The organism is Methylopila musalis, assembly GCF_042679725.1.
Taxonomy (GTDB): domain Bacteria; phylum Pseudomonadota; class Alphaproteobacteria; order Rhizobiales; family Methylopilaceae; genus Methylopila; species Methylopila musalis.
The window spans coordinates 1-13876 of record NZ_JBHTMX010000011.1 but is presented as its reverse complement, the minus strand read 5'-3'; the positions used below and the strand labels follow the sequence as shown (position 1 = coordinate 13876).

The 13876-nt window shown below is 70.8% G+C and carries 10 protein-coding genes; 2 read left to right on the top strand and 8 right to left on the bottom strand.

Translation table 11 applies throughout. From position 1 onward, the window contains the following. Nucleotides 1-89 precede the first annotated feature (89 nt). Nucleotides 90-1253: an aminotransferase gene (locus ACFQ4O_RS03195; RefSeq protein ID WP_378774198.1), complete on the bottom strand. Its 1164-nt coding sequence runs from the start codon at nucleotides 1251-1253 to the stop codon at nucleotides 90-92. A gap of 255 nt (nucleotides 1254-1508) precedes the next feature. Between ACFQ4O_RS03195 and ACFQ4O_RS03190 the strand changes: the two genes are divergently transcribed. Further along, nucleotides 1509-2555, top strand: a complete 1047-nt coding sequence (locus tag ACFQ4O_RS03190; RefSeq protein ID WP_378774197.1) for an ATP-binding cassette domain-containing protein — start codon at nucleotides 1509-1511, stop codon at nucleotides 2553-2555. Nucleotides 2556-2571: 16 nt separating this feature from the next. Here the strand turns inward: ACFQ4O_RS03190 and ACFQ4O_RS03185 are convergent, their stop codons facing one another. From ACFQ4O_RS03185 to ACFQ4O_RS03175, 3 genes are all read right to left on the bottom strand, one after another. Further along, nucleotides 2572-4341: a diguanylate cyclase domain-containing protein gene (locus ACFQ4O_RS03185; RefSeq protein ID WP_378774222.1), complete on the bottom strand. Its 1770-nt coding sequence runs from the start codon at nucleotides 4339-4341 to the stop codon at nucleotides 2572-2574. Between the two features lie 155 nt (nucleotides 4342-4496). After that, nucleotides 4497-5270: an SDR family oxidoreductase gene (locus tag ACFQ4O_RS03180; protein ID WP_378774196.1), complete on the bottom strand. Its 774-nt coding sequence runs from the start codon at nucleotides 5268-5270 to the stop codon at nucleotides 4497-4499. A 121-nt stretch (nucleotides 5271-5391) separates the two neighbouring features. Then, entirely contained in the window at nucleotides 5392-6741 is a 1350-nt protein-coding gene (locus tag ACFQ4O_RS03175) for a PQQ-dependent sugar dehydrogenase (RefSeq protein ID WP_378774195.1), read from the bottom strand. Between the two features lie 295 nt (nucleotides 6742-7036). Between ACFQ4O_RS03175 and ACFQ4O_RS03170 the strand changes: the two genes are divergently transcribed. Further along, a complete protein-coding gene (locus ACFQ4O_RS03170) occupies nucleotides 7037-9253 on the top strand; it encodes a TonB-dependent receptor (RefSeq protein WP_378774194.1) in 2217 nt (738 codons plus the stop codon). Between the two features lie 12 nt (nucleotides 9254-9265). Here the strand turns inward: ACFQ4O_RS03170 and ACFQ4O_RS03165 are convergent, their stop codons facing one another. The 4 genes from ACFQ4O_RS03165 to ACFQ4O_RS03150 all read right to left on the bottom strand — a co-directional run. Next, nucleotides 9266-10720, bottom strand: coding sequence for a sensor histidine kinase (locus tag ACFQ4O_RS03165; RefSeq protein WP_378774193.1), 1455 nt, complete (start codon nucleotides 10718-10720; stop codon nucleotides 9266-9268). Further along, the gene (locus ACFQ4O_RS03160) at nucleotides 10704-11396 is read right to left on the bottom strand and encodes a winged helix-turn-helix domain-containing protein (RefSeq protein ID WP_378774192.1); all 693 of its coding nucleotides are present in this window, start codon (nucleotides 11394-11396) and stop codon (nucleotides 10704-10706) included. The genes ACFQ4O_RS03165 and ACFQ4O_RS03160 overlap by 17 nt, the downstream gene beginning before the upstream one ends. Before the next feature lie 236 nt (nucleotides 11397-11632). Then, nucleotides 11633-13228, bottom strand: coding sequence for a Do family serine endopeptidase (locus ACFQ4O_RS03155; protein WP_378774191.1), 1596 nt, complete (start codon nucleotides 13226-13228; stop codon nucleotides 11633-11635). A 172-nt stretch (nucleotides 13229-13400) separates the two neighbouring features. Continuing rightward, a partial coding sequence (locus ACFQ4O_RS03150) for a cytochrome c-type biogenesis protein (RefSeq protein ID WP_378774190.1) occupies nucleotides 13401-13876 on the bottom strand: 476 nt, incomplete at its 5' end.

Below are 13876 nucleotides of genomic sequence, written 5' to 3'. Positions count from 1 at the left end.
TGTCAACATACTTTCTTGCTGTGAAATTTCACGGTCGTTGACGCTCGCCAAACGATCACCGTCCGCCCAGATCCGGCCTTGCGCCGACCTTAAGGACGGAACGCGGCCAGCCGCTCCAGCGCGGCGAGCAGGGTCGCGTCGTGCTTGGCGAAGCAGAACCGCGCCACCGATCGCACTGGGTTCTCTTCGTAAAACGCCGACACCGGCACGCTGACCACGCCGGCCTCATAGGCGAGACGGTCGCAGAAGCGGACGTCGTCGTCGACGCCGAGCGGCGCCAGGTCGACGTTCAGAAAATAGGCGCCGCTCGTCACGAGCGGGCTGAAGCCCGCCGCCCTTAGACCATCGGAGAACAGGTCGCGCTTGCGCTGGAGATCGGCGCGCATGGGCGCGAACCACGCGTCCTCGCTCTCAAGCCCATAGGCCACCGCGGCCTGCAGGCTGGGCGGGGTGGTGAAGGTGAGGAACTGGTGCGAGCGGGCGAGCACGCGCATCAGCCGCGGCGCGGCGCAGACCAGCCCGATCTTCCAGCCGGTCAGGGCGAACATCTTGCCGGCCGAGCCGATCTTCACCGTGCGGTCGCGCAGCGCCGGGATGGCCAGCGCCGTCACGTGCTCGCGCCCGTCGAAGGTGACGTGCTCCCAGACCTCGTCGGAGACCAGCACCGCGTCGGTCCCGGCCATCGCCTCCGCCAGCGCCTCCAGGCCGGCGCGGCCATAGGCCGAGCCGGTGGGGTTCAGCGGGTTGTTCAGCACCACCACCTTGGTGCGCGGCGTGATCGCGGCCTTCAGCGCGTCGGGGTCCAGCCGCCAGTCCGGCGGCGTCAGCCGCACGAAGCGCGCTTCCCCGCCCGCGCGCCGCACCAGCGGCAGATAGGCGTCGTACATGGGCTGGATCAGCACCGCCTCGTCGCCGGGGCCGAGCAGCGCGAACAGCGCCGCCGCGATCGCCTCCGTCGCGCCGGAGGTGACCATCACCTCCTCGGCGGGGTCGAGCGTCACGCCCTGCCAGCGCGCGTAATGGGACGCGATGGCGGCGCGCAGCTCCGGGATCCCCATCATGGGCGGGTACTGGCTGAGACCGTGCACCACGGCGTCCGCCGCCGCGCGGCGAATGCTCTCCGGGCCGGGCTCGTCCGGGAACCCCTGCCCTAGATTGATGGCCCCGGTTTCGCGCGCGATTCGCGACATGCGCTCGAACACCGTCACCGGCAGCGCCGCGAACACCGGATTGAAGGGAGAGGAAGAGGTCATCGCCGGCGGCTCGCTTGAAGGTTTCGGCTTTCGCCCGGTCGCGGGCGCGCGACCATCCATCAGGCGCGGCGGCGAATAAAGCAGGACGATCTAACGAGAATAGCTATAATATACATTTCCGATACAGATTATTGTTGACGCTGCGCCCCTCGCCGTAGGATTGTGCCGCTCTGACGGCTCCCCGCCCGTCTTCCTTCGCCCAAAGTGATTTTGCGAGCCGTTTCGTGGCCGGATAGGCTTCGTCCGGAGGCTGAAATGACCGCTGCACAGCACGCCCTGCGCGCCGTTTCTCCAACGCCCCGCGCGCCTCGCATCCGTCTGGACGAGGTCCGCTTCGCCTACACGCCCGACGCGCCCCTGCTCGACGGCGTCACGCTTGGCGTGGCGTCGGGCGAGGTGGTGGCGGTGATCGGCCGGTCCGGGGTCGGAAAATCCACGCTGCTGCGGCTGATCGAAGGGCGGCACCGTCCGTCCTCCGGCGCGATCGAGGTGAGCGGCGGCGCGGAGCGGCCCGGCATCGGCGTGGTGGCGCGCCATGGCGGGCTCGACGCCGACCTGACGCTCGAGGACAACATCGCCTCGCGGCTCAAGACCGCCGGCGCCACCCGCGACGAGATCGCGTGGGAGGTGGAGCGCGCCCTGGCGCTGGCCGATCTCGCCGCAGCCAGGGACCGGCGCCCGGCGCAGCTGTCGGACGGCGAACGGCGGCGCGCGGTGTTCGCGCGAGCGCTCTGCGGCGAGCCGGACATCCTGCTGCTGGACGAGCCGACGGCTGGCCTCGACCCCGAAAACGCGCAGACGCTGCTCGCCGCCGTGGTGCGCGCCTGCGCCGCGCGCGGCGCGATCGCCGTGCTCGCGAGCCATGACATGACCGCCGTCACCGCGATCGCCCATCGTGTCGCCCTGCTCGACGGCGGCCGCATCGTGGAGGAAGGCCCAACGGCGCAGGTGGTGGCGCGGCCCGAGCAGGCCGTCACCCGCCGCTTCGCCGCGGCCGTGTCCGGCGCCTCGCTGCCGTCGTTCCTGCGCAGCAAGCTCAGCGACACGCCCTCGCCTCGGGGCAAGGCGTTGCTGCGCCTCGCCTTCGAGGGACCGGCCGCCACCAAGCCCGTGCTGACCCAAGTCGCGCGCGATCTCGGCTTCGATCTCGGCATCGTGTCCGGATCGCTCGGCGCGCTCGGCGACCAGCCGTTCGGCGTGCTGATCGTCGCGGCGCCCTCGGACGAGCCCTATTTCACCGCCGCGGTGGAGCGGCTGGAGGATTCCGGTCTGGTGGTGGAGCGGCTCGGCTTCGTGCCGTAACGCCGCGGGATCGGCGTCAGCCGTTGGCGGAGCTCTGCCGTCCGCCGAAGAAGCGCCACGTGCCGCGCCCGGCGCTTTTGGCCGCGTAGAGCGCCCGGTCCGCCCGCGCCACCAGATCCTCGCCGACCTGCGAGCCGGTGGTCGCCACCGCGACGCCGATGGAGACGCTGGGGCGGACCTCGAAGCCGGCGCCCGAAACCGGCGCGCTCAGCTCGTCGCACAGGCGCTGGGCCAGCCCGTCGAACTCCGAGGCGGAGTGCCCGCTGGCGATGATGGCGAACTCGTCGCCGCCGAGCCGCGCCGCCAGATCGTCGTCGCGCACCACCCGGCGCAGCCGCTCGCCGGTCGCCTCCAGCAGCAGGTCGCCGGCGGCGTGGCCGTAGGTGTCGTTCACGCTCTTGAAGTGGTCGAGATCGACCAGCAGCACCGCCACGCGGCCGCCGTGGCGGTCGAGCCGCAGCCCGGCCCGCACCAGCCCCCGCTCGAACACGCCGCGGTTGAGCAGGCCCGTGAGCGGATCGTGGGTGGCGAGGTGCTCCAGCGCCTCCTCGAGCGTCTTGCGCCCGGAGATGTCGGTCAGCGTGCCGACCGCGCGCACCGCCTCGCCGTCGGCGTCACGCTCCACCACCTTGCCGCGGTCGAGCACCCAGATCCAGCTCCCGTCGCCGGTCCGCGCCCGCATCTCGGCGTGGTAGGTCGGCGTCGCTCCCGACACGTGCTCGGCGAACGCCTTCTCGGTCCGCTCGCGATCTTCCGGGTGGATCAGATGCGACCATGCGAGGAAGGATTCGTGCGTGTCCCGGCTGTAGCCCAGGATCTCCCGGTAGCGGCCGCTGTAGAACGCGGTCTGGCTGGGGAAATGCCAGTCCCAGAGCCCGTCATTGGCCCCTTCCAGCGCGAATTCGAGCCGGCGCGCGGTCGCGTCCAGCGCCCGGCGCGTGTGCTCGCCCTGCGACGTGACCGCCGCCACCACCAGCGCGGGAAGCGTGGTCAGCACCAGCTGGGTCTGGAGCGCCAGGATCGACAGCTCGTTCTGCACGCTCAGCGGCCAGAAGCCGACCGTCGCCGCGAGCACCACCAGACTGGCGTAGATCGCGACCGTCACCGCCGTCACGAACATGCCGAAGCGCAGGGCGACGTAAAGCATCGCCACGCTGGCGAGCTGGATCAGCCCGCCCTTGTTCAACAGCGGCGGCAGCAGGCTGACGCAGAGCAGCGCGAGGCTCGCCAGAGCGAGCTCGTTCTTGCGGCGCTCCCGCTCCCGCTGGTCGACGCGCATGGCGAGCCGCGCCCTGTGAGCCTCGGTCGGCCAGTAGAAGAACACCGGCAGCAGGATCATGTTGCTGACCGCCTCGGCCAGCCACCACGACAGGATGAGCGGGACGGGATCGGTCAGGCCGTGAAGCGACAGGGCGACGCCGCCGATCACTGCGCCCATCACGGGCGTCGCGACCGACACGAACAGCAGCGTCAGCACGCTGCGCAGGCGCGATTCCGTGGCGTGGGAGAGGCCTGCGAGACGGAACAGCGCGAAGGCGACCAGAAGGCTCGTGGCGCTCGCGGCGGCCAGCGCCACAGCGACCAGCGGCGGCGTGCCGATGAACGTGTTGACCAGCAGATTGGCCGCGCCGACGGCGGCGGCGTCCCACCGCACGTCGGTCCTGCGCCACAGCAGCGGCAGGCCGATGGAGATGGCCGACGCCGGCCACACCACGGCCACGTCCGCGGACTGCCGCGCGAAGATCAGCGTTACGAAAGCGACGACGCCATAAACCCCGGCGAGAATCGCGATCTGGGCGGGTCGTCTCAGAAATGCCTCCCCCGGCGACTGGACAAAAACCGTCAGAACATGATGCGACGCTGCCCTGTCAGCGCCCTAAATTTCCTTATCAGCTCCCGATCGACGCACGAACAGCGTTATCAAACAGAAAAGACGGAGCTTTACACGCGCTTGACGTCGAACGGACCGAACGCCTGCTGCACCGGCATGACCTGGATGCGGTTGATGTTCACGTGGCGCGGCAGCGTGGTGGCCCAGAACACCGTTTCGGCCACGTCGTCGGCCGTCATGCCGGTCACGCCCTCATAGACGCCGGACGCCTTGCCCTCGTCGCCCTTGAAGCGGACCAGCGAGAACTCGGTCTCCACCATGCCGGGCTCGATGTTGGTGACGCGCACATTGGTCCCCTGCACGTCGGAGCGCAGGGCGAGCGCGAACTGCTTCACGAACGCCTTGGTGCCGCCGTAGACGTTGCCGCCCGGATAGGGGTAGTCGCCGGCGACCGAACCCATGGTGATCACATGGCCGCCGCCGCGGGCGATCAGGCCCGGCAGCGTGGCGCGCACCGTGTTGGCGAGGCCCATGACGTTGGTGTCGATCATGGTGCGCCAGTCCTCGATGTCGACCTCCTGCGCTGGTCCGAGGCCGAGCGCGAGACCGGCGTTGGCGATCACCACGTTGATGGCGCGGAACGGCTCGGGCAGCCCGTCGAGCAGCGCCTCGATCGACGACAGCTCCCGCACGTCGAGCGGCGCGATGTGCAGCGCCTCGCCAAGCTCCGCCTTCAGCGCCTCGAGCCGCTCGACCCGCCGGCCGGTGGCGACGACCTTCGCGCCCTCCGCCACATAGCGGCGGGCGAGCGCATCGCCGAAGCCGGAGGTGGCGCCGGTGATCAGCACGGTGAAGGTCTTGGGATCGAGAACCGGGTAAGCCATGGCGGCGCATCTCCAAAGGTCGTCGCCCGGAGATACAGCGACCGCCGCTCCGGGCCAAGGGCGCAAACCCCTCGGCGCGAGAGCGGCGGCCGCGTCTGTGTTGGCGGTCGGTGACGCGCGCTCAGTTCGCCGCGGCGCGGGCGGCCTCCGGCGTCACGCGCCAGACCGTGTCGCCGGCGTCGTCCGCCACCAGCAGCGCGCCGGCCTTGTCCGCGATCACGCCGACGGGGCGGCCCCAGGCGACGCCGTCGCCGACGAAGCCGGTCAGCACGTCTTCCGGCGGACCGGACGGCTTGCCGCCCGAGAACGGCACGAACACCACCTTGTAGCCGGACAGCGGCTTGCGGTTCCACGAGCCGTGCTGGCCGACGAAGGCGCCGTTGCGGTACTTCGACGGCAGCAGGTCGCCCTCGTAGAAGGCGAGGCCGAGCGACGCGGTGTGCGCGCCGAGCGCGTAGTCCGGCCGGATCGCCTTTTTCACCAGATCGGGCTGCTGGGGCTGCACGCGCACGTCCACATGCTGGCCGAACCAGGAGTAGGGCCAGCCGTAGAACCCGCCCTCCTGCACCGAGGTCATGTAGTCCGGCACGAGGTCGGAGCCGATCTCGTCGCGCTCGTTGACCGTGGTCCAGAGCCGGCCGTCCTCGGGGTTCCAGGCGAGGCCGTTCGGGTTGCGCAGGCCGCTCGCGAACAGGCGCGAGGTCTTGGCGGCAGGATCGACTTCGAGGATCGCGGCGCGGTTGGTCTCATGCTCCATGCCGTTCTCGGCGACGTTGGAGTTGGAGCCAACCGTCACGTAGAGCTTCGCGCCGTCCCTCGAGGCGATGACGTTCTTGGTCCAGTGGTGGTTGATGGGACCGCCCGGCAGGTCGACCACATTCTCCGGCGCGGCGGACGCCTTCTGGTCGCCCTCCGCATACGGCACGACCACGACCGCGTCGGCGTTGGCGATGTAGAGCCGGTCGCCCACCAGCGCCATGCCGAAGGGCGAGGTCAGGCCGGTGAGGAAGTCGGTCTTCAGCTCCGCCTTGCCGTCGCCGTCCGCGTCGCGCAGCAGCGTGATCTTGTTGGGGCTGTCCACCCCGGCGCCGGCGCGGGCCTTGAACAGATTGGCGACCTTGTCCTTGGCCCGCCCGACCAGCCCCTTCTGGCTGGTGGACTCGTCCTTGGGAGGCGCGTTCGACTCCGCGACCAGAACGTCGCCGTTCGGCAGCAGATAGAGCCAGCGCGGATGGGCAAGCCCCTGCGCGAAGGCGGCGACGGCGAAGCCGCTTTCGGCCTTCGGCGTCTTGCCCGCCGGCCAGCCATCGGCGCTCGGCACGCTGACGGTCGGAATCCAGCTGGAGCGGGGTTCGGTCAGCACCGGCTCGGCGCCGTAGGTCTTTTCAACCGGCACGCTCGCCTGTTCGCCGCAGGCCACAAGGCCGAGACAGGCGGACGAGAGCAGCAGCGCCTTGAACGTGGTCGTCATAAAGGGGGGATCCGCTCGGGTTGGACAGCGTCGCGCGGGGGCATCGCGCCGTCACAGGCTTTCGAGGTCCGAACGCGCCCGGCGGGCGGCGGTTCCGACATCGGCCCGACGCCTGAGCGGACGTGAGGGTCACACGCTCGCCTTGAGCGGCGAACAGGGCGCAACCCGCCACTGTGGGACGAGCGCCACATTTCGCCGCCAGATGGCGGCCCAACGGCCGCAAAGGGGTGACGGCGCGGCAGAAATGTGATGTTAGAACATTATGTAACAACATAACGTCATAGGCCCTGTCCCGATGTCTCGCTCCCGCGTCCGTACCGCACTTCTTTCCGCAAGCTCCGTCGCGGCGGTCGCCCTCGTCTGCGCGCAGCCCGCGCACGCCCAGTCGATCGCCCTGCCCGAGATCGAGGTCACCTCGCCAAGCCCGGTGCGCCGCGCAGCGCCGCAGGGCGCGACGGAGGCCGCGACCGCCCCCGGCGTGCTGCCGGTGGTGACCGACGCCTTCGCCTCCGTCACCGTCCTCACCCGCGACCGCATCGAGCGCGAGCAGCCGAAAACGCTCGGCGACGCGCTGGCGGACACGCCGGGCGTCGGCGGCACCGGCTTCGTGCCGGGCGCGGCCAACCGGCCGATCATCCGCGGCCTTGACGGGGCGCGGGTGCGCATTCAGGAGAACGGGCTCGGGGTGCACGACGTGTCGGCGCTCGGCGAGGATCACGCCGTGCCGCTGAACCCGCTGGTCGCCGACCGGGTCGAGGTGATCCGCGGCCCCGCGACGCTGCGCTACGGCTCTCAGGCCATCGGCGGCGTGGTCAGCATGGAGACGAGCCGCGTGCCGCGCGTCGCCCCGTCGCGCGGCTTCTCGGGCGAGGTCCTCGGCGGCTACTCGTCGGTGGACGACGGCGGCAACGCCGCGGCCCGGATCGACGCCGGCCACGGCCCGTTCGCCGTGCATGTGGACGGCTTCCGCACCCGCTCCAGCGACTACCGCACCCCGGACGGCCGCCAGACCAACTCCGCGACCGAGTCCACCGGCGCCGCGATCGGCGGCTCCTACCTCTACGATCAGGGCCACATCGGCCTCGCCTTCAGCCGCTACGAGGGCCTGTACCACGTGCCGGGCGAGGAGGAGACGGAGGCGAACGTGCGGCTCGACCCGCGCCAGAGCAAGCTCCAGCTCGAAGGCGAACACCGCTTCGACGGCGGCCCGTTCGAGGCGCTGCGCTACTGGGCCAACGTCTCGTCCTACAAGCACAACGAGCTCGCCCGCGGCCACGACCACGGCGAGGAGGAGGAAGGCCACCACGATCACGGGAACGAGCACGGCCATGACGAGCACGGCCATGAGGAGGAGGCGGAGGACGGCGTGCACGCCACGTTCCGCAACCGCGAAAGCGAGGCCCGGATCGAGCTGCAGCACCGGCCGGTGGCGACCTCCTTCGGCGCGTTCTCGGGCGCGCTCGGCGTTCAGGCCGGCCAGGGCCGCCTGCGCACCGCGGGCGAGGCCGGCGGCCTGATCGCGCCGACCGACTCGCATTCGATCGCGGCCTATCTGTTCGAAGAGCTGGATTTCGGCTCGGGCCTCCGCCTTCAGGGCGCGGCGCGCATCGAGCGCTCCACCGTGGACGGCAGCGCCACCGCCTTTCCGGGCCTGACGCCGGACGGCTCGCCGCTGGTGGAGCGCGACGCCAAGAAAAACTTCACGCCGGTGAGCGTGAGCCTTGGCGCGCTGCACGACTTCGCCTACGGGATCACCGGAAGCCTGACCGCGCAATATGTGGAGCGCGCGCCCACCGGCCTCGAGCTGTTCTCGCGCGGGCCCCACGACGCGCCGCGCCTGTTCGAGATCGGCGATCCCAATCTCGGCCTCGAGAAGGCGACCTCGTTCGAGATCGGTCTGCGCCGCTCTCAGGGGCCGCTGCGCTTCGACGCCAGCGCCTACCACGCCCGCTACGACGGCTTCATCTACCGCCGTCTGACCGGCGTCGAATGCGGCGAGACCTTCGACACCTGCGGCGTGGAGGACGAGCTCGACCAGGTCGCCTACAGCCAGAAGGACGCGCGCTTCACCGGCGCCGAGATCGCCGTGCAGTACGACGCGGTGACCTTCGGCCAGCACGTGCTCGGCGTCGAAGGCCAGTACGACATCGTGCGCGCCAAGTTCGCCGACGGCGAGAACGTGCCGCGCATCCCGCCCCACCGTCTCGGCGGCGGCGTGTACTGGCGGTCGGAGACCGGCTTCTTCGCGCGGGTGAACCTGCTCCACGCCTTCGCCCAGACCAAGTTCGCCGATCACGAGACCCGCACGCCGGGCTACGACAACCTGAAGGCGGAGATCAGCTACACCAAGCGCTTCCCCGAGGCCCTGCCCGGCCGCGTGAACACGCTGACCGTCGGCCTCCTGGGCGACAACCTGCTGAACGACCGCATCCGCAACGCGGCCTCGTTCAAGAAGGACGAGATCCTGATGCCGGGCGCCGGCGCGCGGGTGTTCGTCAAGGTCGGGTTCTGACCCGACCGCGCCTCACATCGCCGTCGCCGGGGCCGCGAGAGCGAGCTTCAGCGGCGGCGCTGCGAGCGCCGGCGCCCGCAACGGCAGCGTGACCACAACGCGCAGGCCCGGCGCGTTGTCCTCCAGCGCCATCGACCCGCCGTGCAGGCGGGCGACGGCCACGGCGAGCGCAAGTCCGAGGCCCGAGCCCGGCCGTGAGCGGCTGGTGTCGAGCCGCACGAACCGGTCGAGCGCCCGCTCCCGGTCCGCCTCCGGGATGCCCGGCCCCCGGTCCGCCACCACGATGCGCGCGTTGTCGCCGTCGGCCAGCGCCTCCACCCGCACCTCGCCGCCGTCGTCCGCGCCGTAGTTGAGGGCGTTCTCGATCAGGTTCGCCACCGCCTGCCCGATCAGCTCCCGGCTGCCCAGCACGGAAATCGTCTCCGGCGCGGCGACGGTGAGGCGCGCGCCGCGCTCCTCCGCCAGCGGCTCGTAGAGTTCGGCCACGCTGCGGGCGATGTCCGCCAGATCGACCGGCGCGAGCTTGTCGCGCGCCCCCCCGGACTCCGCGCGGGCGATCAGCAGCAGCGCGTTGAAAATGCCGAGCATGGCGTCGGTGTCGGCGATCACCCGCTCCATGGCGGCCGCCCAGTCGTCCTCGGTGCGGGCGTCGCGCAGCGCGGCCTCGGCGCGGTTGCGCAGACGCGTCAGCGGCGTCTTGAGGTCATGGGCGATGTTGTCCGACACCTCCTTCAGCCCGGCCATCAGTTCGTTGATGCGGTCGAGCATGGCGTTAGTGGCGCCGGCGAGCCGGTCGAACTCGTCGTCTGAGCCGGTGACCGCGAGGCGCCCCGATAGGTCGCCCGCCATGATGGTGCGGGCGGTGTCGGTCATGGCGTCGATGCGGCCGAGCACGCGCTTCGCCACGAACACGCCGCCCGCGAGGCCGAACACCACCACCAGCGCCAGCGACCACTGCACCGCGTTGGAGATGACCGCCGACAGCCGCTCCCGCTCCTCGGTGTCCCGCCCGACCAGCAGGCGGTAGCCGCCCGGCAGCACGAACACCCGCACCACGGCGGGATAGGGCGCGGCGCTCTCCTCGCCCACGCGGCGATAGGGCAGCTCGCGCTCGCCGGCCTCCGCGAGCGAGGCGTTCGGCAGGCCGGAGACGTTGCCGGCCAGCACCTCGCCGCTCATGGTGGTGAGAAGGTAGATCGAGCCGCCCGAGCGGTTCGACCGCTCCTCCACGATCGCGACCAGTCGCCGGATGCCGCCCTGCCGGTACTGGTCGGACAGGCCGGTGACCTCGGCGTTCACGGTGGCGTTCAGCTGGGCCGCGAGCAGCGCGTTGGCGTGCCACGACACATAGACCAGCACCACCACCGACAGCGTGGCGAACACGAACAGATAGGCGAGCACCAGCTTGAAGGCGGTGGTGCGGAGAAGCTTCCCCGCCGTGCGGAACAGCTTACCGGCCGCCGTCACGGATCACGTATCCCGCGCCGCGCACGGTGTGCAGCAACGGTTTGTCGAAGCCCTTGTCGATCTTGGAGCGCAGCCGCGAGACATGCACGTCGATCACGTTGGTCTGGGGATCGAAATGATAGTCCCAGACGTTCTCCAGCAACATGGTGCGCGTGACCACCTGACCGGCGTTGCGCATGAGGTATTCGAGCAGGCGGAACTCGCGCGGTTGCAGCACGATCTCCTGCCCGCCGCGCGTCACCGTGTGGGACAGGCGGTCGATCTCCAGATCCGCGACCTTGTAGACCGTGTCGGCGGCGCCCGGTCCGCCGCGCCGCGCCAGCGCCTCGACGCGGGCGAGAAGCTCCGCGAAGGCGTAAGGTTTGGTGAGATAGTCGTCGCCGCCGGCGCGCAGGCCCTGCACCCGGTCGTCCACCTGGCCGAGCGCCGAGAGGATCAGCACCGGCGTCGCGGCGCCCTCGGCCCGGAGACGGCCGATCAGCGTCAGCCCGTCGAGCCGCGGCAGCATGCGATCCACCACCAGCACGTCGTAGGAGGACGAGGTCGCGAACTCGTAGCCCTCCACGCCGTCGACGGCGTGGTCGGCCACATGGCCGGCTTCGGTGAGCGCTTTGACCACATAGGCCGCCGCTTCGCGGTCATCCTCGACGATGAGCAGTTTCATGGACGAGGTCATGACCCGCCTCCCGCGCGGCCGCAAGGGATTCGCCCGGCGTTCGGCTCGGGCGAAGAAGGGAATGGGAAAAAGCGGCCTCCGTCGGCGAGGAACGAACCGCCGGAGGCCGCAAGGCGCGCCGCGGAAACGGCGGGCGCCGCCGGGAAGGGGAAGACCCGGCGCGCCCCGCCGTCCGCGTTTCGATCCCGCAGGGTCAGCGGGGGGTCATGCCCCGCGGGACCGTTCGACCGGAGGCGTCAGCCCCGGCCGATCTCGATGGCGACGAAGCGCGTCGCGTCGCTGCGCTTGATGCGCAGCAGAACCGTCTTCTTGCCGTCCTTCTGGGCGGCGTCGAGCGAGGTGGAGACGTCGCGGGCGGAGGTGACCTCCTTGCCGCCGACCTCCAGGATCACGTCGCCCTGCTGCAGCTTGCCGGCGGCGGAGCCGCTGTCGTCCACGTCCGTCACCACGAGGCCCTTGTCACCGGAGCCCGCGACGCGCGCGGCCGGCTGCACCCGGATGCCGAGCTTGGCGGCGGAGGTCGGCTGCGAGCCGCCCTCCGCGTCCTCGCCGTCGAGGGCCGCGGCCTGCTGGTCCGGCAGCTTGGCGAGGGTGAGGCTTGTGGTCTCCTCCTTGCCGCCGCGCCAGTAGGTGAGCTCCACCTTGGCGCCCGGCTTGAACGACGCGATCTTGCGGGAGAGGTCGCGCGCCTGCGGGATGACGTCGCCGTTGACCTTGAGGATCACGTCGCCGGACTTCAGCCCCGCCTTCTCGCCGGGCTGACCCGGCTGCGCCTCGGCCACCAGCGCGCCTTCGGCCTTCTTCAGGCCGAGGCTTTCCGCGATGTCGTCCGTCACCGGCTGGATCTGGACGCCGATGAAGCCGCGCTCCACCACGCCGCCGTCCTTCAGCTTGGCGACGATGTCGGTCGCGACCTCGGCCGGGATCGAGAAGGCGATGCCCACATTGCCGCCGGAGGGCGAATAGATGGCGGTGTTCACGCCCACCACCTCGCCGCGCAGGTTGAAGGTCGGGCCGCCGGAATTGCCGCGGTTCACCGCCGCGTCGATCTGGAGGAAGTCGTCGTAGGGGCCGGCGCCGATGTCGCGGCCCCGGGCCGAGACGATGCCCGCCGTCACCGTGCCGCCAAGGCCGAACGGGTTGCCGACCGCGATCACCCAGTCGCCCACGCGGGTCTGGCGGGTGTCGCCGAAGGTCACGTGCGGCCAGTCCTTGCGGTCGCCGTCAACCTTCAGCAGCGCGAGGTCGGTGCGCGGGTCGGTGCCCACCACCTTGGCCTTCAGCGTCTCGCCGTTGTCCTGAACGAGCTCGACCTCCTTGGCGGTGGAGACCACGTGGTTGTTGGTGACCACATAGCCGTCGCCGGAGATGAAGAAGCCGGAGCCCTGGCTCATGCCGAACTGGCGCGGGCCGCCGCGGCGCTGGCCGCGCTGCTCGCCGCCCTGCCCGCCCTGGCCGAACTGGCGGAAGAAGCGCTTGAGCGGGTGATCGTCCGGAAGCTGGTCGAGCCCGGGCAGGTCGCCGCCGCCCGGCCCCGGCAGGCCGGGAATGCCGAAGCCCTGCTGCTGCTGGGCGGGCGCTTCGATCTTCACGCGCACGCTGACCACCGCCGGCTTCACCCGGTCGGCGACGTCGGCGAAGCTCGGAAGCTGCGGGCCGGCCTGCGGCGCGATGGCGGAGGACTGGGCGTAGGCCGGCGTGGCGCCGCCCGTGACGGCCTGCAGCCCGAGCGTTCCAATCACGCCGAGCGCGACGGCCGAGCCGAGCATGGCGGCGCGGCGGCGGGCGAGGAAGCTGCGGGGCTGGGAGGTGGAGTTCAGTTCTGACGACATCGGGCGGTCTTCTCCGAAGCGGTGATCCTGTCGCCTCATATGGGCGTTCGCTGGTGAGAGTCACCCAGCGCGGATTACGGCGTTCTGTCCCGGAGATGAAATTCCCGTAAGGCGGCGACGCCCTGAAAATCGCCGCGATTCACTGATCCGCGCGAGATCAGGCGCGCCTGCGTCAGGCCTTCTCGTCGTCCCGCGCCAGCAACGCCTCGAGCCGCGCGCGCTCGGCCTCTGTCAGCGCGACGCCCGCGGCCTCCTCGCGGCGGAAGCGGAACAACCAGACCAGATAGCCGATCAGGCCGACCGCCAGCACCAAGGGCGCGAACAGCCACAGGAACGCGGTCTCCCAGCGGAAGCGCGGACGCAGCAGCACAAATTCGCCGTAGCGGGCGGTGAGGAAGGAGATCACGTCCTTGTCGCTGTCGCCGGCGACAAGGCGCTCGCGCACCACCGCCCGGAGGTCCTTGGCCACCGAGGCGTCCGAATCGTCGATCGACTGATTCTGGCAGACCATGCAGCGCAGTTCGGCGCTGAGCGCCCGCGCCCGCGCCTCCAGCGCGGGATCGGACAGCTCCTCGCCCGGCTGGACGGCGAAGGACGCCGTCGGAGCGGCGAGCGTCAGCGCCGCCGCGAGCGCCGCGCGGCGGAGGC

Excerpts from the sequence above, each read along its gene's own strand:
- ACFQ4O_RS03195 (WP_378774198.1), bottom strand. The coding sequence starts at position 1,253 with ATGACCTCTTCCTCTCCCTTCAATCCGGTGTTCGCGGCGCTGCCGGTG.
- ACFQ4O_RS03190 (WP_378774197.1), top strand. The coding sequence starts at position 1,509 with ATGACCGCTGCACAGCACGCCCTGCGCGCCGTTTCTCCAACGCCCCGC.
- ACFQ4O_RS03180 (WP_378774196.1), bottom strand. The coding sequence starts at position 5,270 with ATGGCTTACCCGGTTCTCGATCCCAAGACCTTCACCGTGCTGATCACC.
- ACFQ4O_RS03175 (WP_378774195.1), bottom strand. The coding sequence starts at position 6,741 with ATGACGACCACGTTCAAGGCGCTGCTGCTCTCGTCCGCCTGTCTCGGC.
- ACFQ4O_RS03170 (WP_378774194.1), top strand. The coding sequence starts at position 7,037 with ATGTCTCGCTCCCGCGTCCGTACCGCACTTCTTTCCGCAAGCTCCGTC.
- ACFQ4O_RS03160 (WP_378774192.1), bottom strand. The coding sequence starts at position 11,396 with ATGACCTCGTCCATGAAACTGCTCATCGTCGAGGATGACCGCGAAGCG.
- ACFQ4O_RS03155 (WP_378774191.1), bottom strand. The coding sequence starts at position 13,228 with ATGTCGTCAGAACTGAACTCCACCTCCCAGCCCCGCAGCTTCCTCGCC.